The sequence below is a fragment of the Mesorhizobium sp. M0816 genome (genome assembly GCF_040320005.1).
Taxonomy (GTDB): domain Bacteria; phylum Pseudomonadota; class Alphaproteobacteria; order Rhizobiales; family Rhizobiaceae; genus Mesorhizobium.
Window position 1 is genome coordinate 1 of record NZ_JAMYOT010000053.1, and the last position, 24,716, is coordinate 24,716.

Genomic DNA, 24,716 nt, shown 5'->3' on the forward strand with positions numbered 1-24,716 from the left:
ATCGAAAGCATGCCGCCGCGTCAACCGCTCAATTCGAGAGCCCTCAACCCGCAACCTGATATTGCCGCACCGGATGGCGGACCATCGCATCGATGTCGATGCCATCGAGGATCCATATGTGGACGGCCCCTCCTTGCAAGAACTCTTTTGATGATTTTGATCGGATCGCTTGCGTTCATATGTCCGGCCTGTTGGTGCGCTCCCACATGACGCTGGCCAAGATGGGTTCCGCGACGTGGGTTCCAAACAGTGCATCGACCACGTTGGGCCATTGGATCCTACGGAGTGCCCCGCGTCTCGGATCGATCGATCACACCATCTGCTCGTTTCCTGCAAGTTCACGCATCAGTTCAGCACGGTAGCGTCTGTATCCTGCTCACCGTTACCGACTGATTTCGTTATGCCGCGCAGGCCAGAGCCGGTCGCGCAGCATTGCCCTTATAGGCTTCGCCGGTCACCATCATTTTCCAGGCGGTCCTGGCGATCTTGTTGGCCAGTGCGACAGCCGCGAGTTTTGGCGGCTTGCGCTTGAGCAACTCGATGAGCCAGAGCGAAGCGTTCCTGCCTCTTCCCGCTCTCACCTGTCGAAGCAACGAGGTTGCACCCACGACCAATGTTTTGCGCAATGCCTCATCGCCGGCCCTCGTAATGATACCGAGCCTGACTTTGCCAGCAGTCGAATGATCCTTGGGCGTCAGGCCCATCCACGCGGCAAACTGCCTTCCGGATGTGAACTGTTCCGGTGCGGGCGCTTTCATCACCAGCAAGACCGCGCCGATCGGTCCGACAGCAGGGATCTTTGCAAGACGGCGACAACATTCATTGTTGGGATACCAGGCCATCAGCTTTGCCTCCACGTCTTTCAGGCGCTCACCCAACTGCGCAAATTCCTCAGCGAGGGACGCAAACAGCTCACGTGCCGCAGCTGGAATGCTTTCATCAATCATGATGCGTTCCAGAAGGAGCGGAATATGAGACATGCCTTTGGCCGCGGTCAGTCCGAACTCAGCTGCATAGCCACGAATCGTATTGGCAAGCTGCGTCTGTGCGACGACAGCGCGCTCGCGCATGCCCACTAACATCAGCGCGGCTTGCTGATCCGCACTCTTCACCGGAACGAACCGCATCGTCGGGCGGCTCATCGCCTCGCATAGCGCTTCGGCATCGGCCGCATCATTCTTGCCGCGCTTGACGTAGGGCTTCGCCAGTTGTGGCGCGATCAGTTTTACCTCATGTCCGAGCTCCCTCAGCAACCGCGCCCAGTGATGCGAAGCACCGCAGGCTTCGATCGCAATCACGGTCGGTGGGCATTTCGCAAAGAAATCCACCATCTCCTTGCGGCGCATCTTCTTGTGCAGGATCGGTTGCTCTGCGGCGTTGACGCCATGCAATTGAAAGACGTGCTTTGACGTATCCATGCCAATACGGATAATCTGATCCACGGGCGGCTCCTTCGTTTGAGACCGTTAACGACTCACTCTGGCACATTTCGATGCCCCGTTCGGGGCCGTCCACCCCAACAGTGCAATTGCTCGGTCGTAAGCGTGACCACCGCTGCCTCCCGGCGCGGCCACCGGAACTTGTCCTCGGTCAGCCGCTTCATTACCAGCACAAAGCCCGACCGATCGAAGAACAGGAGCTTCATCCGGTCGCGACGGCGATTGCAGAACGCAAAAACCGCCAGAGCAAACGGATCGAGCGCCATCGTCTCTTGGACCAGAACCGCAAGGCTGTTGATGCCGGCCCGGAAGTCGATCGGATCGCGGTGCAGGTAGACTTTCAGGTCAGCGCCCAGTCTGAACATGACCCAGTGCTCCGATGGTCGCCGTCAATGCATCCACATCACCGCATTCCAGCGTCAACTTCACGCCGTTCGGCAGCGACGCGCTCACCTTGCGTCCTCGTTCAGTATCGAACGGCTGATCAGCCCGAACACGGTGCTCCCGAGTATTCCCGATGGAATGAGCCAGTCCTCGGCCGACGCCGCAAGCCACGCCCGGCCACAGGGGTCAGACAGAACCACCAGCTTTGGCGGCTGCGCAGAAAACGAATGGAAGCTCCGTTCCAGCTCGGTGGAGATGGCGCAGGAAAAAGGCGTGTCCTTTTCGATGCCGACCTAGTTGTCGACAGCACCGGCTTGAAGGTCTTCGGCGAGGGCGAGTGGCTGGAAAACAAGCACAAACCAAGGCCAAACGCAAAGATGGCGCAAACTGCACTGGTCTCAATCTTGTCAGTGGTGAGATTGTTTGTTCCGATCTGACCGTGGATGATGTCGGCGATCCGACAGCGTTACCAGGACTTCTGGACGGATCGGTGGCCCCGTCGAGAAGTTCATTGCCGACGGCGCCTATGATGGAACGCCCACCCGAGATCTTCTGGCGACACGCCTTGGTGAGATCGTGGAGGTCATTATCCCACCTCCCAAGACTGCCGTTGCCAGCCCTCAATCGGTGCTGGTTCCATCTGTCCGCGATCGCCATATTGCAGAAATCCAGACCAAAGGGCGGATGGAATGGCAGAAATCACCGGCTACAACAAGCGCAGTCGAGTAGAAACACAGACGGGTCGATGGAAGACCGTCATCGGGCCGAAACTCAAAGCGAGGAACTTCGACAATCAGAAGACTGAAGCAAAGATTGGCGTCCGTGTTCTTAACCGGATGACAGAACTTGGCCGGCCCAAGTTCGAGCGCGTTGCATGAAAAATGCAGTGGATAGGGTTGCCTCGTCCAAAGTCTGATCCATGCAACAGTGCTCCGTGACCCAGCCAAAAGTCCCGTTGTTTCAGGCTGCTGGCGAAGATGGCGTGGGCCACCTTATCGATCTCCTCGCGCAGCTGGCATCTGCGGCTTCTTTGACGCCGGATGTTCCATCGGCATTTCCTGAAACCGCGATGAGAATATTCTCCCCCGCCCATTCTATGCTGCGATGGGTATCGATGAGATTGTCGAGCGAGACCTTGAACTGGGTGCAGCCATGCCGAAGCGCATCCTCGTCGTTGGTCTTGGTCGGATCAGAGCGGCGGCCGCGGCGGATAAGATCGAGGGCGTGCAGGCGAATTTGTCGCTGAACGCTCCAAAAACGAGTTGGGCGAGGAACCGGTTGAGCTCAGTGATGTGGTTCGGATCGTCGGGACATGCCAGGAGGTGGATATTGACGAAGTTACCTTTCACCGTTCCGGTGTTCAGCCGCAGCTCGATGTTCGGGAAAAGGAGGTCGCAGTCTGGCAGGCGGCCGCTCTGCTTATGCGCTCGAACGCGCTCGTAGGACCGGGTGACGCAATAGTCGGTCACGCCGATGGCGCGCAGTTTCGGCACAGCCGATTCCAGAACTGTCAGGTACTGTTCCCACCCGCCGGCCGGAAACCTGTCCTCGAGGACAGTACCCGGCGCATGAGTGTGCGGCTCCCACCTGTGCCATTCCGATCCTCGCGACACGTCCACCATTTGCCCCCCGTTCAGCCCAGTTGCTCTGTACTCTCGCTGCGAAGTCGCCGGAAGATTGAGTGTGGACGCCCGTGCTTCCGCCTTGCGCTTGTCGTAATGCATCCCTATCTTGGGGATGAATTATAAATATGGAGGTGCACATGTCCACTGCGGACGCACTGACACTGACTGAAGCTGGTTATGTGCTGAATCGCTCTCCGACGTCACTCAACAAGGCCGTCGACAAGGGCGTCATCCGCGCTCGACAGCGGCGCGTCGGCCGTGGCGTTCAGCGTCTGCTCGGCCGGGCGGAGATACGGTTTCTGCTCGTCGTCGATCGCCTTCAAAAGGATCTGACGCCTTCGGGTCGAAGGCGGCTCTATGAGGCGATCCGGCAGCTTTCGGTCGATGCGCATCGCATTACTCTTGGCGAGATCGAGCTTGATCTCGGCCGCGTCGATCAGGACCTGAAGAAGCGGCTTAATCGTCTTCAAGCGCTTCACCGGTCGGTGGAGTCGGGCGGCGAGCGATCGGATCCCCTCATCAAGGGCACCAGCATTCCGGTCCATATGGTTGCAGCGCTCGCGCGCGCGCAATCCATCGACGAGATCATCGAAGATTTTCCGTCGCTGGGCCGCGAACAGGTAGAGGCGGCAATTGAGTATGCGAAGGCTTATCCGAAGCGCGGCCGTCCTTATCCTGCGCGAAGCCTGAAGCGGGCCCTCGCAGATCTGGCCGGCCTCGGCGCGTTCGATGAGGACGTCGAGTCGGCCGAGGGCACGCCGCGCAGGATTCCGTGACCAGATATCTGCTCGACGAAAACGTGCTCCGCGAGTTCACCTCGCGCGGCAATACCAATGCGCGCAAGTGGCTCGCGACCGTCGACGACGCGGACCTCCGGTTGAGTGTCGCGACACTCTTCGAAAAGCGCCGCGGCGCCGAGATGTTGAAGCGGCGGACCCCGAAAGGGCAGCGACGCTGCTCAGTGCGATTGCCGCTCTCGAAAAAGCCTACGCCGATCGGATTGTCCCCGTCGACGCTGCCGTCGTCGAAGAATGGACGCGCATGCTCGGCGGCAAGAACAAGGACCGCTGGGACTTGGCGCTGGCTGCCACCGCGCGAGTGCACGGGCTCATACTTGTCACCCGCAATATCAAGGATTTTGCGGGACGCGGCGTGCACTTGCTCAATCCCTTCGAAGATCCACCACTCCGATTCGATCCGTAGGCTATACGCGCACTTCCATTCACACGCCCCACGATCCCGCAGCGAACGAGCTTCTGGCGCGGGAATTGAACACACACGCGGCAATTAACCGGATTGTGCTGAGATTGGGCCTCGAGGCGGAGCTTCCGACCGACAAGTCGCTCACGATCGAGCGGAAATGTGACGTCCTTGGGCGGATCGTGCTCGCACTCCTCGCCAGCGACGAGATCGAGTTTCTTTCCGTTAAGCGGAACGAATGGACGCCCGGCGGTAAGATGCTCCACACGGAGGCTCCCATCCCGGCTTATCCGACGAGGATCACTGTACCTTCCGACTGCACATCGTGCTGGTCACGGCTCGGATGTTTCTCCGCCGCCTGCAACAAGGCCGCCTCAGTTGAGCACCGGCGTCGATCTCCGCCTTTTCGAGGTAAGGAACGACCGCCTGATCGGTCTTCTTGAACGGGATCGAACGGATCTGGCCCGACCATTCGATGTGAACGGGGCTAGACTTACTTTGAACCCTAGCAGATTCGTTCGGGGGATGCCTTACGTTTGGGACATCGAACATCTCGCTTGAGCGGCATGATGGGCGTCGAGGTTCACGACAAGCATCGACGACGCCCCCCAGAGCCCGCGGCGTGTTGGGGTCGTGATGCGCCTTGCTCGCCGCTCCAGATCGGCGGACGGAGCAGGGTCGGCGCGACTACGCCCTGCTGCTGTTCCTCAACACTGGTGCGAGAGCGTCAGAGGCGTTCGGCGTCAAGATGGCGGACCTGGACCTGAGCGCCCCAGCGTCAAAATCCATGGCAAGGGCGGCAAGCAGCGATACTGCCCATTGTGGACCGCCACAGTCGTCGAGTTACGGGCACTCGTCGCTGACGGGTCCCTTCTCGATCCGTCTTCCTCAATCGCTGCGGCCAACCCATCACTCGCTTCGGGATCCATACCGCCGTCGAGCGTTATGGCCTCAAGGTAGTCGCCAAAATGCCGTCCTTGGCCATAAAGCGCATAAGCCTCACTCCGTCCCCCACACCACGGCGACCCATCTCCTGCGCGCCGGCGGTGTAGGCGCTGCATGGACTTTTCTGGCCTTTGGCAGAACTACAAGTGTAAAGCGAAATCGGTAGAGCTTCTCGTCGTCGGATGTTAGGCTTAGAAACTCCCAGAGTGGAAAGGCTATTCAATGCCCACAGGATTTACAGATCTGCCGCCTGGCGTCATGGACGAAGTGGCAAGAGGCTTAACCACTGACGACCCGGCTGCGACCGCAAATAACCTTACGTCCTTTAAACTCATTAGCCGCTTAGTACGAGATGCGGTTCAGGGAGGTCCCGTTGGGGCATTTCATGAGCGGCTCAATCGGCTAGGCAGTTCAGCCCGAGCACTGTATAGCGCCGCAGACCCAAGAGGCGCCTGGCCGGAACCTGATCACCCCCGCTTTTTGCTTTGGACTGCAAGTCGTCGCCTCGACGCGGTTGGACCGATACTTAAATTCCAATCTGCATGGCAGAAATCTGCCACGGTCGATCACATCTTGGACCTGTCACGTACAGCTTTAGAGTCTGATCCGATCCATTCGATCGCGCGCTACATGGATGACTTGGACCACGTAGATAGACGGCGCCTTATTGATCAAACGATTGAATTGTTCAAACGGAACGAACCAGCCTGGTATCCAAACTCTTTCGAGCACCAGGTCGCAGCCATGACCCTTATATCGATGCATCATCACCTGGATGCCGCCCATAAGGTGCGAATTTATGATGCAATGATAGATCGCCCAGAATTGGCTAACCTTTTAGCAGGATATGCTGAGCATATACGGCCCTTCCGGAGTGACGCCACATTGAGGAGTACAGAGGCGCCCCAAAGCTCAGATCTGGACGGAGGCATTGGCGCGATTGAGCGATCATCCCGTGAACTGCTCGCAAACAGGACAGTCGACGAGCCTGAGCGGCTAAAGGCGATATGCGGAACCGGGAAGTCCATTAATCAAGCCTACAATCACGCGCGCGCAGAATTAATGGGTAGAAGCAGAGAACGCGGAAACCTCGGTCGGTGAACTCATCCAAGAGTTGGTTGTTTGTGCCGTCTCTGTTTGGAATTGATGAGGTCAAGCTTCTCCTGCATCATTTCCGGATCATGTCGCCCGCAGGTCCCGTCGAGTGCCGCATGATGTCATAAGGAGAGCGAGGCGCTTCAATTACTGACCTTGCGAGAGTCTGTCCCCGGGTCTAGCCCCGCATTATCATTCTCCATAATCCGTCTTCCATGGGTTGGGGCGCGGCCCAATAGTTCACGTTTGCTTTAAGCCTGCATAGACTCAGGGCGAGCCCGCCACATATGTCGCTTTGCACTTAACCAGGGTCTTCCTCACTTTGTGTGGTTCATCTGGTGTTAGTGGCGCTGTCGCTATGGACGGGCATGCGAACGAAAACGAAATGGTCGCCCGGCCCAGGGGTCAGGGTTCTGGGTGTCGCGCTCACTGTTGATGACGGGTGGGTTGTTTCCGCTGCCGGATCGGCATTTGCCCCGATTGTGGTCGGCGAAGCCGAAGTCGGCATGGCAGGTCCAACCGTCACCTCCAAGATCTAGCAGTCCAGGGTAACTGATGCGACGCCCCCACCTTGCGCCCTTCTCAATTGCTGGATGATGGATTCCAAGCGCTCAACGGCGCGATGAAGCGGGCCGGGGCTTGTCATGCCAGACGGTGTGATAGTGCCGACGCAGGCCGGCGACACACATGGGGATGGCGGTGTGCGACAGCGCAAGGACAGGGATTTCCGGCGCGCGCCTCGGCAGGCCGGGTAGCGGCTGACCTTGCGGGGACGGACCTGGCCACGGCAGACCGGGCAATGGCAGGCCCATGCCGTTCTTGCAGTGGCTCATAATGGGCCGCAGTAGGCGGCTGAGGCTGTTGCCGGGATCAAGTGCGTCGCGCCAACCCGCCGGGTTGAGATTGACCGCCGCCATGAAGCCCTCGCACCAGTCCGTGACGTCGCCATTGGCCTTGCGGCGATAGCGCGGCGAGAAGCGTCCCTCCCGCAGATCGGTGCCAAGGACGTTGAAGCGGTCGGCCGCAGCCTTAATGGCCGCAAACTCGGGCGTGCCGCCGGTCTCGAAGGCGCTGTGCGGTACCGCCAGCAAGGCGGTGATCCAGCGGAACGGATCGGCGCCCGTGGGACCGGCGGCGATGGCGGTGACGAAGCCATCGAACATGGACGCGTTTGTGGCCAGCGGCTTCTTCGCGCGGCGGGCCTGCAGCCAGGCGTCGAGTTCCGCCTCCTCCATGGCCCGCTCGGGTGGCGGTGTCTTGCCGGCTCGTCTCATGCGGCGGTGGCCTGCTTCTGCGCGGCGCGGGCCGCTTTCCAGTTCCATGGCAGGAACTGGTCGAGGTCGTTCGCCTTCACCGCACCGCTGACCATGCGTTCCAGCACATCGTCGAGCCAGGTGAACGGGTCGACTTCGTTCAGCCGACAGGTGTTGAGCAGCGACGCCAGGACCGCCCAGCTCTCCGCCCCGCCGTCATCGCCGGCGAAGAGACTGTTGCGCCGACCAAGAGCAATCTCGGGGTCATTCTGCCCATGTTGGGCAGGAGGTCGAGGTCCATTACCGTTGGCACCCGTATTTCGGACATCGGCTTCGCTGCGAGAACAGCGAAGAGCGCGCCAACGGCCGGATCATTCATCTCGTCGTCGCGCCCGGGCATGTCATTACCGCTCCGGCCTGGATGATCGATCGCGTGGCTTGCGCGGCGATGGACCTGGGCCCCCCGCGCGTATCGCTTGCCGCGCTGCTTGAGCTGCACAAGCTCTTGATCGAACGCCGTTTCCGGCGAGGCTCTCCGGATGATTTCACCATCGCGGAGGCGCAACATGAGAAACCCTGCCACCCCCGAGACGATCTCTCGTGGTCGTTCGCCAACTCAGCTTGCCGCTCGACTCGGAGAAGCTGAACGGGCTGAGTTCAGCGCAACGGACCATGGTGATCGCCCGGCTCGCCAACGTACTGATGGCCGCCGCCGGCGTGGCAACGGAGGAGGAGAGCTGCGATGACGAGCGGTAATCTGATTCCGACTGCCGTCCTCAAGCGCAAGGCCGTCGTCTATGTGCGTCAGTCCACTCAGGCGCAGGTCCAGCTCAACCTTGAGAGCCAACGTCGGCAATATGAGCTTGTCGACGTCGCGCGGCGCTGGGGATTCCGCAAAGTAGAGGTGATCGACGAGGATCTGGGACGAACCGCAAGCGGGGCTGTGGAGCGTCCCGGTTTCGAGCGCCTGGTCGACGATCTGTGCACCGGCCATGTGGGCGCCGTGCTTTGCCTGGAGGCGTCCCGCCTGTCGCGCAACGGGCCGGATTGGCATCGGCTGCTCGAGTTGTGCGGCGAAGTCGATGCACGGGTGATCGGTCTGGACGGAGTCTACGATCCGGGGCTGCCGAACGATCGCCTGCTGCTCGGCATGAAGGGCAGCATCAGCGAGTTCGAGCTCGGCGTGCTGCGTGCCCGCATGTACGAGGCCGCCCGCGCCAAGGCGCAGCGCGGCGAACTGCGCATCTCCGTGCCCTTCGGCTATGTCTGGCACCGCGATTACGGTCTCGGGTTCGATCCCGACATGCGCCTGCAGGAGACTATTCGCCTGATCTTCGCGCGTTCCGCGAACTCGGCAGTGCGCGGCAAGTGTTGATCTCGATGATCGACGACGGCGTGCATTTTCCCAGACCCTCGGACGGCAAGAAGATGGTGTCCTTCGACTGGGTGCCTATCCGTTATCGCAACGTGATCTCGATCCTGAAGAACCCTTTCTACGCCGGCGCCTATGTCTATGGTAAGAGCGAGAAGCGCACTGAGATCGTCGATGGCCGCGTTCGCAAGAGCTATGGCCATTATAAGCCGGCCAGCGAGTGGGCGGTGGTGCTCAACGACCATCACGAAGGCTATATCGGATGGAGCGAGTACGAACGGAACCAGGAACTGCTCGCGGCCAACGCTTATGGCAAAGCCGGCGGCGTCAAGTCGGGCCGCGGCGGTCGCGCGCTGCTCCCGGGTCTCATCTCCTGTGGTCGATGCGGGCGAAGACTGGTTGTCATGTATGCCGGACGCGGCCAAGGTTATCCGGTATATCGCTGCGAGCGCGGCAACCTCATGATGGCCCAGGCGCGATGCATGTCGTTCAACGGCTTTCGCACCGACGCGGCGGTGACCCGCGAAGCGCTGGAGGCGGTTGCGCCGATGGCGATCGAAGCGGCGTTGGAGGCTGAACGCATGCAGCTGGAGAGCGAAGCCAAGCGGCGGCAGATGATCGAGATGGACCTGCAGCAGGCGCGCTATGAGGCATCGCTCGCCGAGCGCCGCTATGCCGCTTGCGACCCGGAGAACCGGCTTATTGCGGCCCAGCTCGAGAGGAGTTGGGAAGCCACGCTCAGGCGCGTGGAGACCTGCGAGGCCCGGCTGAGCGGAGTCCAGCGTGTGGACCCTGTCGACGCGGTTCCGGACTTCACGGGCCTCGCCCAGGATCTCGAGGCGGCTTGGAATGCGCCGGGTGTCGACATGCGCTGTCGTCAGCAACTGCTGGGCGCACTCATCAAGGACATCGTGGCGGACGTCGATGACGATGCGCGCGACGTGATCTTGACCATCCACTGGCATGGAGGCCAGCACTCGCAGGTACGGGTTCGCAAGCCCAAATCCGGAGAGCATGGCCAGCGTACGCCTGAAGAAGCCCTGGCGATCATGCGATCCATGGCAACGCGGTGGTCGGATGCCGAAATCGCGGCCACGCTTAACCGCATGGGCATGCAGACCGAAGACCTGGACTGCTCGGCGCGTCCAATCGCTGCGCACGGTGCACAAGATCAGCGGCTATTCGCTCGTCCGACAAGAATGGCGAGTGGCTCACTATGTCGAATGCGGCCGCGAAGCTCGGCGTGTCGCACGTCAAAATCCGCCGGTTCATCAGGGATGGCCTCTTACCCGCCGAGCAGGTCATGCGCGGCGCGCCCTACCAGATCCGCGCCAGCGACCTTGAAGATGAACGGATCAAAGCCGATTTGGCGCGTAAAACTCCGTGTCGCATCAACCACGACAATCAGAATCGCTGTTTTCCGCCATTTGAAGAGGGGGTGCATAATGAATCAGTCTTCGCTATGGTGCGCATGGATCTTTCGACCGTGTTGGTGTCCGTCTCCAGACGCCCATCCGCAAGGAACAGCGTCAGGCCCGCCCAGTGGCCCAGCACATAGCGGATCGCCTCGGCGGTCTTGGATTTCGTCGACAGGCCGGACAGCTCCTCTTGCAGGACGGTCTTCAGGGCGGCCATCACAGGCGCGCTGCGGGCCTGGCGAACAGCCCGGCGTTCGGCGGCGCTCGTGCCGCGGATCTCCGCCTCGATGGCGTAGATCCTGCTGAAGCGTTCGATGATATCGGCGGTGAAGGCCGATCCGGTCTTCTTGTGCAGGTCGATGAACTTGCGCCGCGCATGGGCCAGGCAGAAGGCGAGCGTGATCGGACCTGGCTTGCGCCCCTTCGAGGTCAGGCCGTTGTAGCCGGCATAGCCGTCGACCTGCACTAGGCCCTGGAAGGCGGCCAGCTGCCCGCGGATCTCCTTGTGCGCGCGTCCTTCGGCATAGACATAGACGACCGCCGGCGGCGCCGGCCCGTTCCAGGGACGGTCGTCGGTCGCATGGGCCCAGAACTGGCCGATGTGGACGGTCTTCTTGTCCTCCCGGCGCACCGGCATGCGGGTCTCGTCGCAGAAGATCCGGGGAAAGCCGTGCATCACAGTTGGCGGGCTTGCGCGGGCGCTGCCCACCGGCCTGGGACGGGTCGTCGTCATTGGCGGCGGGCGGCGGTGCGGCATCGGCAAGGTCATCGAGCGCCAGGTCCATCTGGCTGCCGAGGAGAACGCATTGTTGGCCTGCTTGGCCACAGCACTGGCGGCCGTCCTGGCGAGCGCTTGATGGAACGGCTCGGCATGCCGGTCAGCGACGACACCATCCTGCGGCAGTTGAAGCGGGATGCCACGGTCGCTCACCGCGATACCGAGATCCGGGTGGTTGGCATCGATGACTGGAGTTGGCGGCGGGCGACAAGCTATGGGACCGTCGTGGTCGATCTCGAGCGCCGCTCGGTTGTTGATATTCTCGATAATCGGAGTGTCGATAGTGCAGCCAGGTGGCTGCGGAGTCATCCTTCCGTCGAGGTCGTCAGCCGGGACCGCTGTGGCCTCTATGCGCAGGCTGTTCGCGAGGGTGCACCGCAGGCACGACAGGTCGCCGATCGGTTTCACCTGGTCCCAGAATCTTCGCTCGGCGATCGAAGAACAGATGAGCCTTTCCGGCCGTGTCACCGGCAGGGCGATCCTATCGGAGGACGCAATCGTTGACGCTGCTGCGACACACCGCCGTCGCGCCCGCCTCGCGCATAGGCAATCTCGCCAGGAAATATTCGAGAAGCTCCATGCCTTGCGCGAAGAGGGTCTTCTTACAGCGAGATCGCCCGCCGGACCGGCTATGAGCGTCGCAGCGTGGCGAATTGGCTCAAGTTCAAGGCTCCCCCAGACAGGCGGCGAGCAGCATTGAAGCCCACATCACCTTGGTATTTCGGAGCCTTCCTCGCCCAATGCTGGAAGGATGGGAACCGCTGCGGCCGGCACCTGTTTGATGACGTCAAGCAGCGCGGCTACACCGGCAGCTTCGCAAATCTGGAGCGTCTGCTGGGAGCTTGGCGGCGGTCAGAAAAGGAGCACGCCGATGATGTGCTTACGGCACTTTCAAAAGCCGCGGGCCGGTATGGTGATCTGCGGAAGGGGTCCAAATCTGATGGGGTTGTCTAATCGCGGTTGTCTAATCGCGGTGGGGACGTCAAGTATCTTCGCGCTTGGAGATGCGTTGGCCGGGTACACGTTGTCTTCGCGGTCAACATCGGTCGCCGCATGATGGAGCTTCGCGGGGACGAGCCTTCAATGTGGACGACGCACTTTGCTGAGTCAGCGGTGCAACCCCATCAGCGGAATGGCTCGGCTCACGTCCCGGCAGGGACGCCTCAGGCGTTCAGATTCTGAACGCTATCCGGATTTACTTTGTGGCTCCTGCATTCGGATTAAAGAGCTCGCCGGTTTTAAGCATCGTATGCATTATCACCGCCAGTTTGCGCGCCACAGCCACGGCGGCTCGTTTGAAGCCGATCCTCTCCCGGAGCTGGAGACCCCATGTCCGCAGGGCGCTCTCGGTTAAGCTACGCGTCAGAATAACCGACGCCTTCGTAGAGAAGCCCTCGCAAATGGCGGTCGCCGCGTCGGGATATATGGCCGTCATAATCGACTTCTCCGGATTGGTAGCGGCGCGTCGTTAGGCCTATCCAGGCGCCAACAGATCGGGACGTCTTGAAGTTGCCCGGATCTTCAATGGCAGTGGCGAATGAGGTTGCGGTGATGGCGCCGATGCCAGGGATCGACATGAGCATGCGGCATGCCTGGCTCTGACGTGCATCTGCGACGAGCTGGCGCCCAAGGTCGGCGGCACGGATGCGAATGCCGCGCCAGGCCTCCAACATCGGCAGCACGATGAGAGCAAGTTCCTCGTGATCGCTAAGAAGGCGCCGAACGTTCTTCTCGAACGTGGTTCCCTTACCTGCAGGAACGAGCAGCCCGAACGTTTTCATGATTCCACGAATCTGGTTGGAAAGTTCGGTGGTGATCCGGACCAGCCGGGTGCGTGCCGCCACAAGCGTGCGGGTCAGCATGCTGTCAAATCCTTTCACCCGCACCTCACGGAAGAATCCCACCTCTGCAAGATGCCCCAAACCGTCGGCGTCGTTCGCGTCGGTCTTATTCGCCGCCATATCGAGCGCAGCTTTGGCATAGCGAGCATCGATGCAGATCGCTGGCACCCTTTCCGCGCGTAGCGCGTGATAGAACCAGACGGAAAGGGGTCCAGTCTCGAACACCACGCGTTTGGCGGCTGGCGCCCGCTTGCGGATAAGCTCGGCAATGATCTTTGGATCAGAGGCGCACTTCCCGCGCCAGACGCGCTTGCCTTCACGTCGGATCGACACCGCTGTCTCTTTCATCGACACGTCGAGACCGATATATTCTTCCATGGCTGTTCTCCATCAGATGCTTGGGCCCGGCGTCAGGTCGTGAGCCCGTATCTCCATCTTATCGGGGAACAGCCACCTTCCAAGGATATGATTGGTTTCAGCGCGACTCGCTCCCGCGATTACCCCATGTGGCCGCACCAGTTACTGCCGATCGTGCCGCCGCGTTCGTGTTCGGCGTGCTTCAGGAACGCGGCAACCTCGTTGGCGGTCAGATCAGCCAGCGTGACCGCCGCCACCGTCGGCAGGCGGCGGCGGCAGGATATATCCTGATGTAAATGTCATGCCAGGCTCGCGCTTCGGAAGTTGCCATTTTCTGTCTCGCACGACATATGACGTCGCTTTCAGTCTACGTCAGAGAGGTCATTTTCTGCCGGCCGCAGAGAGTTATTGACCGCGGATACAATAGTGCTTTCAAAAAATATGTACTAGTATTTTACGCTATCGAGGGTGATAAAATTTGTTCGTTTATACAGTATAGCATATCGCCATTTGCGTTTATAATCATACCGACGTGGATAAGAAGCTATCTGTTCGTCCGTAGAAGTACCAAAGAAAATATAAAAGTATATAGACGCAAGCGTGCCCGGACGTTATTGGAATCACTGAACAGCACAACAATATAACGCCCATGGTGGCGAAAAGCATAACTAACAAAACCAGAACAACAACAATGGCAACGCTTATAAGGCAATGGAAACTAGAACAACTGATCAACAAATGCGCAACATTACAAGATCCATAGAAAATAGACGTGAAACGTGTCGGGCATTATTGAATTGAGTGAACAGTACAACAACATGTACGCCATAGGCGCAAAAGCATAACGAAAAGAAGAAAAACAACAATGGAAAAAGCTAACAAACCATTGGAAATAAAACGCTCACTGAACAAAACCCAAATACGCGCCAGGCCGGTCTGTGGCGGCTTTGATCACGGCCTTGGTAACACGGGCCCCCATGCGACCACCGGAAAATCAAGGGCGTTGCTGAGGGTCTGGTGGTTTGTGGTGTTAGCAGCGCACCAATCCTGCGGGACAGCTAGGAACCAGTTCCACGGGCCTATCGGACCGTTGACCGGAATCTTCGCCGCACAATGCCATCGAATTCCATTGAGGCCAAGAAAATTTTCGTTATGAACACAGATAACAGCATCCGCGTCGGACATGTAGAGGTACGAGAGCTTAAAATTATTGACATCAGCAATATCGTTTGCGGCTGCGTACGCCAACCTTTGGGCCCGAGGTGCGCCTCCAGCTGGCACTATCATTAACCATGAATGCGGCTGGAACGTTCCACACAGGCATCGTGAGAGGGAGGGGGAGAACGCTTGTGGTGTTCGGCGAGAGTAAAGATTGGAGGCAGAGGAGGTTTGATTGTCCGTGGTGAAATGTGAGGACGAGATGAGGCTCATATAGAGAGGGGTGCTCTTCCTTATTGGACCGCAATTTTTACAACTCCGAGTGGCACATTTGTTGCCCTTTCGGCGCAATAAAAGATATCTTTTGGATGTGTCCCTGAGGTCGCGTAGAGTCGCTGCTTCCGTGCAGGCTTTGCTCTCGCTGCAGTTCAAAGGGCACAACTTTAGCGTTCTGCAAAGGGCGGCCGGATTGCTAAGTCAACAACCCGTCACATCAAACGTTGGCTTGGCTTGGCTTGGCTTGGCAGGATATATCGCTTTGTAGCCTTTCTTTGTTGTGCATTTATGCACTCGTTTGTTGGTGCATTGATGCACTCGTGACGTAAGCGGCGGGCTGATACCAAGGGTCATGGGGCCGGACCGACGTGCGCCCACTCTCGCCTACCGATTGATGGGATTGTCGAGACCGGTAATAAAATGACTCAACGCAAAAAGGGAAGAAGATAGTGTGCAAACGTGCCTAGGCTTTATTGAATTTCAAAGAACAGTACAACGACGTGACGTCGGCGCAAAAGAATGACTAACGAAAACAAGAACAATAGCAAACCCGTAACAAACGAAAGGAAAATAAAAAACTGACTGAACACAACATCACAAATACGCGCCAGGCCGATCTGTGGCGGACGCGGTCACATCAGTGTCGCGAGTATCGCGCGCCCCCATACTACCACCTCGATCTGGCCAGTCAGGTCTGCGGTGCTGTCAACGGCGATGAACCAGTCCCCTGATTCGCCCGACGCAGCATGCGGACACTCGCTCACTTCTTTAAAGTGTCCCTGCAACTGGCGATCCCTCACAGAATGTTCTGCATCAGACTCGTTCATATAGAAGTATTTGAGATGAATTTCAGTTACCCCCTTATATCTACCGTAGTTATTCTTGGCGGTTTGGAGTGCATTATACAGGGTAATAGGATCAGTATACACGAGTTTGGTATCGTTAGCATTCCACGTAGCCATCGGAGGAGAGGTGCTTTGTAATGGAAGAAAGAATGTTTTGTTCAGCGTAAATGAGGATGCGAGCAGAGGAGAGTTGATGTTCCGTGGTAAAATGTGAGGACGAAATGAGGCTTATATAGAGAATGGTGCTCTTCCTTATTGGACCGCAATTTTTTCCAATTTCCAAGCGACACATTTGTTGCCGTTTCGGCGAAACAAAAGGTATCTTTTGGATGTGTCCCTAGGGTCGCGTAGAGTCGCGCCTCCTGTGCAGCCGCTGGCTCTCGCCACAGTTCAAAGGGCACAACTTTAGCGTTTTGCAAAGGGCTGCCGGATTGCTAAGTCAACAACGCGTCACATCGAACTCTGGCTTGGCTTGGCTTGGCTTGGCTTGGCAGGATATATGGTTTTGTAGTCTTTCTTTGTTTGTGCATTTGTACGGTCGTGACGTAAGCCGCAAGTTGAAGACTATAATTCAATCCAGACGTCGGGCTCTGCATACATTGCATGGCGCACCGCTCCAAACATTCATAGTTGTGGCCAATCTTACTTCCTGTGGAAGTTGCAGCGCGTCTACCCCGTTGGGTCACCGTCGCGCTTTGCGGCGCGGCGATCTTACTCGGTGGTCGCGCGGCAGTACACCCTCGTCGCTTGGCACTTAACCGGGTTCTTCCTCACTTTGTGTGGCGCGGAGGGAGCATGCGTGCCCTCAGCAGTAACGCCGCCATGCAAATCTGGAACAAAATCGCGTGTCTCGCCGCAGCGTGACAGCCGTCCCGGCCAGCTATCGCTGCATCAATCCGCTGATAACTTTACAGTGCCCTTCGGAGATCCCATGCTTGGGAGCCAGGTCCAGCATGTCCGATCTATCCACATTACAAATGCAACCCGTTTCGACGTTGACGCTTCAAAATTTTGGATCTTCATTAAAGGACGCGCTCCAATCGGCGCATCCGATATTGAACGGAGGTCCATTTGCCGCTCGGAAAACTTACATCATCTCACTCGGGGCTCAGTCAAACTGGAAACAGCGTTCGCCTATCTCGTGAACTGAGTGCGCTTCTGGACATTATGCAGACGACTATGCACCGATGGATGATCCGATTCTGTTTCTGGAATCTCGTGAACGTCGGCTATAGCATTGCTAAGAGCTGTTAAGTCCCGAGATGAAAAACAAACGAAAAAATTGCAGCTGAGTATCCAGGTTTATTGAAGGATCGCTTACATGGCCGATGATGATATGTCCGACGTCGAGAATCCGGAGATTTCTGCTGACGAAGTCGATGGTTCCGCGAGACGATTGTCAGCGCTTCGACTCAACGCAAATTGACGCTCCGACGCCGCCACGTATCAAGAACAACTACATAGTGTCGTTGGAGTTGAAAGGTTCATTCACGTCACTTGCTCAAACTCTGCAGAGGGCTGACTAACAAAGGAAGATAAGGATAAAGCGCAGGATCTCCCAGCGAGCGTAACGGAAAGGCTTCTGTCGCGTCGGGGGGCGAGTCCGGCAGCACCAGCGAGCCGCAGCGGCCGCGAAGCAGTAGAGCTGGCCTCGACACGCGAACTGTGGCGAGCCTAGGTAGATGTTGATGTTGATCCTACCCTATCACAGGATTTCGAGTCACTTCTTCGGTCAGGAGCAGCCATGGCTACTGTGAAAGTCGATATCAATAACTTCCAGTCGGAAGTTCTGGAATCCGCGGCACCCGTCGTCGTCGATTTCTGGGCCGAATGGTGCGATCCCTGCAAGATGATTGCTCCGAGCCTCGAGGAAATCTCCGTCGAGATGGAAGGCAAGATCAAGGTCGCCAAGCTCAACATCGATGAAAACCTGGAACTCGCCGCCCGATTGGGCGTGCGCTCCATTCCGACGCTCGCGATCTTCAAGGGCGGCGAAGTGGCCGATTTCTCGGTCGGCGCCAAACCGAAGACAGCTCTTTTGAACTGGATTTCGAGCCTGATCGATATCGCTCAATCTGTACCCCAATGAAAAGACCGTAGATTCGCCCCGTAAAGCGGTAGGGCTCACAGTGATTTATGGGCGTTTTGTACAGGGCTCAGCCCTTTGAGCTTCAGCCTGATGTCGGAGCGATCGAGTGGCGAAGAAGCTTTTCCTTGCGGCGTTGTCGAGGCAGTTGCCGTTGCTGAATGCTGCGGCTTTCAAGCATGCCGTTGCAGGCTCGCGTGACCGCACTCAAACCAATGATGCCCTGTTGTTGACAGGCTTTAGGCGACGCGTTTTGCTGGATCGGAGAGGGAATATGGGCAGCACCGGAGAGCTGGTCGGACAAGCAGGGCGTCCTGATAGCGAAGGAGGCCCGCACCGCGTCTCCGACGCAATGTCGGACCAGCAGAAGACGCTCGAAGCGACGCTCGCCATCGCCGGCGCGGTGGTTGCCCGCGACGGCAATCTCGACGGATTTTCGGATCCAGAGTTGGCCGATTTGGTTAACAGCTTCAGCAGATGGCCGGACCAGCAGAAGACGCGTGAAGCGACGGTTGCCATCGCCGGCGCAGTGGTTGCCCGCGCCGGCAATCTCGACGGATTCTCGGATCAAGAATTGGCCAATCTGGTGAACGGTTTCGGCAAGTGGCCGGAAGAAGAAAAAGCACGCAAGGCGATCGTTGCCATCGCCGGCGAGCTCGGTTCCAAGGGCCGTCGCTTCAGTACTTTCAGCACGCCTGCGCTAGTCAGGATCGCCAACGGTCTGTCGCGGGGTATCGAGGGGGGAGAGATCGCCGGCGAGGTCGCCGAACCCGCCTTGCTGAAGGACCGGCTGCATCAGCTGGCGCACTACCTCCAATATGCCGAGGATCGGCTGCAGCAGGCCGATGTCCATGCTATCGCGAGTATATTCAAGGCGTTGGGCAAGGCGCAGTTGTTGGACGATCTCGGTGCGCTGGCACAGCCGGGGCTGGACAGGCTCGAGGTGTTACGTGCCGCTCCCGGGTTTGAGCTCGACAACAACCTCGAGACGATGGGCAATCTTTGCGCCTCCCTGCTGCCACTAGCTCGCAGCCCGAAGTCGGCGTTGCGCTGGCACCGCAGGTCGGCGCTGAACCTGCTCAACGCCATCCAGCCGGTGGTGGAACACAAGATCGATGCCCATCTCAAACCAGGCCAGGCCGAGCGCACCAGCGGCGCCAATGCAAGCCGCTGCCCGGCGCTTTCGATCTATCAGGTGCTCAAGACCCGGGCGGTGCTGGAGACGCTCTACCGGCGGTCCTATGTCGAGGGCGACGAGCTCGCCTTGCGGGCCAGGCAGGAAGAGCTGCACGGCAAAACCAGGCAAATCCTGGACAGTGCCCGTGCCCTCATCTACGCCGACCTTTCCTCCATGAGCTGGAGCGTGATCGCCGAGATCGAGGCGAAGGAGCCGCTGGAAGCGCTTGACACCTTCATGTCGCAGAACGCATCGATGATCCAGGCCCAGCATGCAGCCGCCAGCTTCGATGTCCATCGGGTCCTTCAGGCCATGGACCACGAGCCGAGACCGCCGCAAGGCGATGCCGGACTGATGCGGCTGCCGGTGGTCGACATGCAAGGCCGGCCGCTGGCCAGCGAAGCCGAGTTGCGCTATTCCATTTTCCACCGCTTGACCTCGGGCGCGGTGAAGGTGGTGGCGGTGCAGCTAAAGGGAACTCCGACTGGCGCCATGCTGACACGCACGTTCACCGTGGAGGGCGTGCCCTACCGCATGGACCTGTTCGGCGGCAGCAAACTGAAGCCGCCGCAAAAGAGCCTGAACCAGCTTGCCTCTCACCTGCCCTTCGCGGTCGCAGAGGCTCCAAGCGGCAAGCTTTTGGCGATCCCCTATGCCGAGACGGCTCCGGGTACGGCCTTTGAGCAGCTGTCGCGGGCCTGGGCGCCGTTCAAGGAAGCCTATTACTATACCCAGCGCCGCGGATTTGCCGCGCCGCCGGGCATCCCCGACGTTGGCCCGCATGATTATGCGCTGGAAGGGGGCTTCAAGCTGTCCCTTCTGCCCGACCGCCCCGCAGGCGCAGTGCATCCCTTCCGGTTCGAGGGGCGAGACGGCGAGATCGCCTTGCGGCCGCATGACGGCTGCGGCTTCATCAGGGCCTCACTGGCCGAGCGCATGCCGGCCATTGCCCGGGCTCGCCACGACGCTCCCGAGCGGATGCCTGCCTATGCCGATAAAAGGCTATCGGCGGTACCGCCCTCGGCGCTGCAACATTATCCGCGTAGCGTCGAGGTGGCACAGGAGACCCGCGAGAAGGCTCTGGCTTGGCTCGAAACCCATCCAAGCCTCACCGCCGAGGAGCTGTTCCGGACGGTCACGGGCGGGCATATCGAGGGTTCGAGCGCTATCGCCGTGCCGTCCAGCGACGAATGCCTGCATGTGCCGACGGGCAAGAGCAAGACCTTGACCCATGACGCTGGCGTGCTTGTCGGACGCTCCCCCTATGACAAGCCCAACCTGCGCCCGTTCGCCGCCGACCGGGTCAGGTCGGCGCGCGATGGCGATCGGACCGCGGCGTTCCTTGATCGGTGCGTGGCCTTCCAATACAGCTTCAACGTCGCGCACAGGTCGGGGGCTGGGCTTGCCGCCGACGATCCGACCTTCTTTGCCAAAGGCATCTTGATCGTTGTGCCCGACGAAATGTGGCCGGCGGACTTCGCCGAGCGCGGGGTGGTGATGTCTGCCGAGGACGTAAAGTGCCATTCGCGCTGGCTGGAGGAAAAGGACCGGGTCAAGGCCGACACCGCGCTCGAGTGCGTCGGCATCCTGCAGGCGACGGAGGTGTTCGCGCCCGGCTCTTTGGTTGCGGTTCCGAGCGCCGAACAAAAAATGCTCGACGGCGATTTTGACGGCGACTCCGTCGTCATCATCGGCGACCAGCCTCGCCTTTACGAGCATGTGCGCCAGTTCGACGCGCAGCTGCAGGCGCGCGGCATCGCCTCGATGAAGCCGCCGAAGTCGCACACGCCGGCCATTGAGAAAGGCGGCTACCAGTTCAGCCGGTCCAAGCAGATCCTGTCGGCCACCGGCCTGGTGCTGGAGACCTACAGCTGCCTGCAGCGCAACGTGCTGGCGCAGCCGCTGGAGGCGCAACGCTGGTTTGCCGAGCGTGCCATCTTCGGCACCTACGAGGGCATTCATCAAGAGCTCAAGGCCGACATCCGCGCACTGTTGCAGGAAGATCGGCCGGATGGCCAGACCCTCCATGAGCTCATCGCCAGGGCGAGGGAAGACAGCAAGGCTGCCAGGCATCCGGTGGCCTGCGAACTGGCCGCGTTGCTAGTGGCCGAGCTCCAGGACTGGAACCTGCAGCTCAAAAGCGAGCCGGATCATGAGCAGTCGGACGTCAAGCAGCAGTTAGCGCGATACGTGGGCTCAACCGGCGCGAAGCCTGCCGTCAGCGCCGACGCCGGCGCGCTCTTCCCGAAACTCAGCGAATCCTATCCGGCAACCGCTGACGCCAGGAAGCGCATCGACTTCCTGCTCAACCACTACAAGCCGCGCATTGATCCGCGGCCCGACGGCTACAACCCCGACGATCTGCATGAAAGCGCCATCAATCTGTTGAGCGTCGGCATCAAGGTCGGCACGGACGCCTACAAGTCCGATACCGGTGCGCGGGTGTTCATGCAAAAAACCGCCGAATTGGAGCGGCTCTTGGAGCAGAGGCCGGGCTTCAAGTCGGCGCCCTATGTCAAGGCGCAGGCGGCAAAGCTCCACCAGGGCCGGTTCGACGTCGATGGCAGCCTGGCGGATCTGAAGGACAACCCCACGCTAGCGGCCTCGGTCATGGAGGCCTCGATCAGACTCGCCGTCGAAAAGCGCATCCTGCCCAGCGCCTTAGCAATCTCGGCCGACCACGACCCCGCCAGCAGGATAACGCTGAGCAGCGAACAGGCCCTGGAGCGCGCCAGGCTCGAAGCCGCCCCCGCCGAAGCGCAAGAAAGCGCGATTACCGAAACTGTGCATGCGGTTGCCGAGCTTTTGCGGCAGGACGGCATCGAGGTGAAGGTGCCGCATCTTGACCAACGGTCGCGCGGGCAGGTCTGGATAGCCGACGAGTTGACCGGCCAGAGCGTGAGCGCGGCGCCGGAGGCCCAACTGGTCACCGATGCCGTGCGCCATGTCTTCGAAATCCCGGACGAGGCTTTTACGCGCGCCTTCAGGAAGGCGGCACTGGCCTTCGAGGAGCGGGACTGCAGCGAGGTCGAGACCACCAACTGGTTCATCATGGACAAGCCGCGGTTACGCGGCGTTCACACGGCGTTCAGAACCGCGCAGAACTATCGCTTCGAGGTCGAGTTCCATACGCCGGCCAGTTACCGGGCCGAGCTCGCGCAGCGCGCGCAGAGCGAATGCGAGCTGGTCCCCATTCCCCGTGGCGCCTTTGAGATATTACACTGGGGCTCGTCAGGAGAAAGCAGGTCGAGGGCGGCAGGGACCTTCAGGTCGCCCACCGTCGCAAGACAACAGATTGCGGTCGCTCGCTCGCCGCAAGCCGGCGAGATCCTCGCGGCCCTCGGTACGCGGCCGGTCGTGCTCGTCGGCATGCCGGCGAGCGGCAAGTCGACCATCGGCGCCCAGCTTGCCAAGGAGTTGGGGGTGGAGTTTGTCGACATCGATAAGCGTATCGTCGCCGAGCACGGCAATCTGATGGAGATGTTCGCCGACCCTGGCCGCGGCGAGGCGCACTTCAGGGACCTGGAGACCAAAGAGCTCGCGAAGCAGCTGGAGAGAGGGCCCATAGTCATCGCAACCGGCGGCGGCTGCTTTGGCAAGGAGTCCAATCAAGCCCTGATCCTTAATAAGGCGAGGTCGATCTGGCTCGACACCGAGCTGAAAGAACTCCGCAGGCGCCTCAAGATGGACACCAGCCGGCCGCTGCTGCAAGTAGCCGACATCGAGCAGAAGGTTGACCAGCTGTACGAAGAGCGCAGTCCGTTCTACCAAAAGGCCGATATCAGGTTGCCCCTCGTCCCGCCCTTTCAAAAAGACAAGAAGGACGCCCGCATTTGCGTGAAGGAACTCTACGCTTTCCTGTGCAGCGACAGAGAAGCCCCTCTGCCCGCTGCCGATATATCACATGTCTCCGGTGCTTCCGGCACCGCCATCAGCATGTCCCCAACAGCGCAGCGCATGCACGATGATCATCACAACGGCTACGATTGCGGGGCCGGCGTCGTGGAAACCATCCAGGCACCCGCGGCACCATTGAGTGAAGGGGAACGACCGCCGACCCTCGACACCCTCACCGCCGACCCGCAGCCTTTGCTGGCCGGCAATAACGCACGAGCGGATTTAGCATCTTGCACGAGAAGCAGAGAACGCTCAAGTCGAGGAGGATAAGCCCCTCACCAAACCTGCGAAAGAACCCTTGATTGTTGCCGCCTAAAGCTGCGGCCAGTCTCCCTCGTGCGTATCAGGCGCTCGACCATCGTATCCATATCCTCGCCAGCCTCGACGATATCAATCCAGTCCGGCGCAATATCTTCCGGCAGGGCACCGTAAAGTTAACCGACGGCTGATGAAGATGTGCGAACATGGGCCATGTCAGAAGTTGCTCGTGATCCGCTTTATCGTCGCCACCGCTTTCCCGCCGAGATCATTGCGCACGCGGTATGGCTCTACTTTCGCTTTCCGCTCAGCCTGCGCATGGTTGAGGACATGTTGGCGGCCCGCGGCATCATCGTCACGCATCAGACCATTCGAAGCTGGGCGGAGAAATTCGGGCGGCATTTCGCCCGGGAGATCAAGCGACGGTCAGCCGGCTGCCTGGGCGACAAATGGCATCTCGACGAATGTGTGGTGGCCATCAATGGCAAGAAGCAGTGGCTCTGGCGTGCCGTCGATCAGGACGGCTTCGTCCTCGAAGTGCTGGTGCAAAGCCGCCGAAATGCCAAGGCGGCAAAGCGTCTGATGCGCAAGTTGCTGAAGGCTCAAGGGCGGACACCACGGGTCATGATCACCGACAAGCTCCGGTCCTATGATGCCGCCAGGCGCGACCTCATGCCCGGTGTCGAACACCGGTCGCACACAGGCCTGAATAATCGAGCGGAAAATTCGCACCAGCCGACCCGACGACGCGAAAGGACCATGAAACGCTTCAAGTCGGCACGCCAGCTTCAGCGGTTCGTTTCCATCCATGATCCGATTGCCAACCTGTTCCACTTTCCCCGCAATGCGCTGTCATCGGCTCAACATCGAGACCTGCGTAACGCCGCCATGCAAATCTGGAACAAAATCGCGTGTCTCGCCGCAGCGTGACAGCCGTCCCGGCCAGCTATCGCTGCATCAATCCGCTGATAACTTTACAGTGCCATTGCTCGCGCTACCCGCCAGATCACAGCAGGCAGACCCAGCTGCCTCCGGCGAGGTTCAAGGCCAGGATTCAACGGCCTCCTCGTCTGCTGCGACAGCTGATCCAATGACATGATGCACCAGGAACACGTCGACGAGGTACGCAGCCTCGTCCCGTGAAATCGGCAACATGTCTGCGGTGATTTCATTATCGACATAAGACTCGGCATCCCAAAGGGTGCGAGTTAGAGCATGTCCTGTGATTGATGAATCGATTGTGATGTGACGGATGCGTTCTTTGCTGATTCAACATCCACTTTGACGGAGGTGGATGATGGGAAGAGCACTG

General features: G+C 59.5%; 17 protein-coding genes and 6 pseudogenes. 12 read left to right on the forward strand and 11 right to left on the reverse strand.

Annotated features, from left to right (window positions below; translation table 11 throughout):
* Positions 1-398 precede the first annotated feature (398 nt).
* The 4 genes and pseudogenes from NKI17_RS34845 to NKI17_RS34860 form a co-directional block, all read right to left on the reverse strand.
* Positions 399-1,442 carry an IS110 family RNA-guided transposase gene (locus NKI17_RS34845; protein ID WP_352872544.1) on the reverse strand — a complete coding sequence of 348 codons (1,044 nt, stop codon included), beginning with the start codon at positions 1,440-1,442 and terminating at the stop codon, positions 399-401.
* A 32-nt stretch (positions 1,443-1,474) separates the two neighbouring features.
* Complete coding sequence (gene tnpB / locus NKI17_RS34850; RefSeq protein ID WP_352907691.1) at positions 1,475-1,804, reverse strand: IS66 family insertion sequence element accessory protein TnpB; 330 nt, start codon at positions 1,802-1,804, stop codon at positions 1,475-1,477.
* Positions 1,785-1,895 (reverse strand): annotated as a pseudogene (locus NKI17_RS34855) (IS66-like element accessory protein TnpA); the annotation flags it as partial. The gene tnpB and the pseudogene NKI17_RS34855, both read right to left, overlap by 20 nt.
* On the reverse strand, positions 1,889-2,023 hold the full coding sequence (locus NKI17_RS34860) for a cysteine protease StiP domain-containing protein (protein ID WP_352872542.1): 135 nt from the start codon (positions 2,021-2,023) through the stop codon (positions 1,889-1,891). The gene NKI17_RS34860 and the pseudogene NKI17_RS34855, both read right to left, overlap by 7 nt.
* Positions 2,024-2,050: 27 nt before the next feature.
* On the opposite strand from NKI17_RS34860, the gene NKI17_RS34865 reads away from it, so the two are divergent.
* Complete coding sequence (locus NKI17_RS34865) at positions 2,051-2,260, forward strand: hypothetical protein (protein WP_352872541.1); 210 nt, start codon at positions 2,051-2,053, stop codon at positions 2,258-2,260.
* Positions 2,261-2,512: 252 nt separating this feature from the next.
* Complete coding sequence (locus tag NKI17_RS34870; RefSeq protein ID WP_352872540.1) at positions 2,513-2,701, forward strand: hypothetical protein; 189 nt, start codon at positions 2,513-2,515, stop codon at positions 2,699-2,701.
* Positions 2,702-2,917: 216 nt separating this feature from the next.
* Here the strand turns inward: NKI17_RS34870 and NKI17_RS34875 are convergent, their stop codons facing one another.
* On the reverse strand, positions 2,918-3,442 hold the full coding sequence (locus tag NKI17_RS34875) for a hypothetical protein (protein WP_352907693.1): 525 nt from the start codon (positions 3,440-3,442) through the stop codon (positions 2,918-2,920).
* Between the two features lie 143 nt (positions 3,443-3,585).
* Here NKI17_RS34875 and NKI17_RS34880 point away from each other — a divergent pair, with 143 nt between their 5' ends.
* The 3 genes and pseudogenes from NKI17_RS34880 to NKI17_RS37240 all read left to right on the forward strand — a co-directional run.
* On the forward strand, positions 3,586-4,224 hold the full coding sequence (locus tag NKI17_RS34880) for a DUF433 domain-containing protein (RefSeq protein ID WP_352907695.1): 639 nt from the start codon (positions 3,586-3,588) through the stop codon (positions 4,222-4,224).
* Between the two features lie 265 nt (positions 4,225-4,489).
* Positions 4,490-4,651 (forward strand): PIN domain-containing protein, encoded by a 162-nt coding sequence (locus NKI17_RS34885; protein ID WP_352907696.1) that lies wholly within the window; start codon positions 4,490-4,492, stop codon positions 4,649-4,651.
* Positions 4,652-7,056: 2,405 nt separating this feature from the next.
* Positions 7,057-7,238, forward strand: a pseudogene (locus tag NKI17_RS37240) (ISL3 family transposase); the annotation flags it as partial.
* 61 nt (positions 7,239-7,299) lie between these two features.
* Here NKI17_RS37240 and NKI17_RS34890 read toward each other — a convergent pair.
* Both NKI17_RS34890 and NKI17_RS34895 read right to left on the reverse strand, forming a co-directional pair.
* Complete coding sequence (locus NKI17_RS34890) at positions 7,300-7,923, reverse strand: YecA/YgfB family protein (RefSeq protein WP_352907697.1); 624 nt, start codon at positions 7,921-7,923, stop codon at positions 7,300-7,302.
* A gap of 35 nt (positions 7,924-7,958) precedes the next feature.
* A pseudogene (locus NKI17_RS34895) lies at positions 7,959-8,198 on the reverse strand (transposase domain-containing protein); the annotation flags it as partial.
* A 343-nt stretch (positions 8,199-8,541) separates the two neighbouring features.
* Between NKI17_RS34895 and NKI17_RS34900 the strand changes: the two are divergent.
* Both NKI17_RS34900 and NKI17_RS34905 read left to right on the forward strand, forming a co-directional pair.
* The gene (locus NKI17_RS34900; protein ID WP_352872533.1) at positions 8,542-8,697 is read left to right on the forward strand and encodes a hypothetical protein; all 156 of its coding nucleotides are present in this window, start codon (positions 8,542-8,544) and stop codon (positions 8,695-8,697) included.
* Positions 8,684-10,691 (forward strand): annotated as a pseudogene (locus NKI17_RS34905) (recombinase family protein); the annotation flags it as partial. The gene NKI17_RS34900 and the pseudogene NKI17_RS34905, both read left to right, overlap by 14 nt.
* A gap of 26 nt (positions 10,692-10,717) precedes the next feature.
* Here the strand turns inward: NKI17_RS34905 and tnpC are convergent.
* Positions 10,718-11,500, reverse strand: coding sequence for an IS66 family transposase (gene tnpC, locus NKI17_RS34910; RefSeq protein WP_352907698.1), 783 nt, complete (start codon positions 11,498-11,500; stop codon positions 10,718-10,720).
* Between the two features lie 36 nt (positions 11,501-11,536).
* On the opposite strand from tnpC, the pseudogene NKI17_RS34915 reads away from it, so the two are divergent.
* A pseudogene (locus tag NKI17_RS34915) lies at positions 11,537-12,409 on the forward strand (ISL3 family transposase); the annotation flags it as partial.
* 295 nt (positions 12,410-12,704) lie between these two features.
* On the opposite strand, the pseudogene NKI17_RS34920 reads toward NKI17_RS34915, so the two are convergent.
* A pseudogene (locus tag NKI17_RS34920) lies at positions 12,705-13,728 on the reverse strand (IS110 family RNA-guided transposase).
* 128 nt (positions 13,729-13,856) lie between these two features.
* Between NKI17_RS34920 and NKI17_RS34925 the strand changes: the two are divergent.
* Positions 13,857-14,003 (forward strand): hypothetical protein, encoded by a 147-nt coding sequence (locus NKI17_RS34925; protein WP_352872532.1) that lies wholly within the window; start codon positions 13,857-13,859, stop codon positions 14,001-14,003.
* 1,770 nt (positions 14,004-15,773) lie between these two features.
* Here NKI17_RS34925 and NKI17_RS34930 read toward each other — a convergent pair.
* On the reverse strand, positions 15,774-16,070 hold the full coding sequence (locus NKI17_RS34930; RefSeq protein WP_352907699.1) for a hypothetical protein: 297 nt from the start codon (positions 16,068-16,070) through the stop codon (positions 15,774-15,776).
* Positions 16,071-17,730: 1,660 nt separating this feature from the next.
* Here NKI17_RS34930 and trxA point away from each other — a divergent pair.
* Positions 17,731-18,075: a thioredoxin gene (gene trxA, locus NKI17_RS34935; RefSeq protein WP_352872531.1), complete on the forward strand. Its 345-nt coding sequence runs from the start codon at positions 17,731-17,733 to the stop codon at positions 18,073-18,075.
* An 82-nt stretch (positions 18,076-18,157) separates the two neighbouring features.
* On the opposite strand, the gene NKI17_RS34940 is transcribed toward trxA, so the two are convergent.
* A complete protein-coding gene (locus tag NKI17_RS34940; protein ID WP_352907701.1) occupies positions 18,158-18,376 on the reverse strand; it encodes a hypothetical protein in 219 nt (72 codons plus the stop codon).
* Here NKI17_RS34940 and NKI17_RS34945 point away from each other — a divergent pair.
* Complete coding sequence (locus tag NKI17_RS34945) at positions 18,347-23,416, forward strand: shikimate kinase (RefSeq protein WP_352907702.1); 5,070 nt, start codon at positions 18,347-18,349, stop codon at positions 23,414-23,416. The two genes, NKI17_RS34940 and NKI17_RS34945, sit on opposite strands and share 30 nt — an antisense overlap.
* A gap of 201 nt (positions 23,417-23,617) precedes the next feature.
* A complete protein-coding gene (locus NKI17_RS34950; protein ID WP_352608047.1) occupies positions 23,618-24,334 on the forward strand; it encodes an IS6 family transposase in 717 nt (238 codons plus the stop codon).
* Positions 24,335-24,716: the final 382 nt, after the last annotated feature.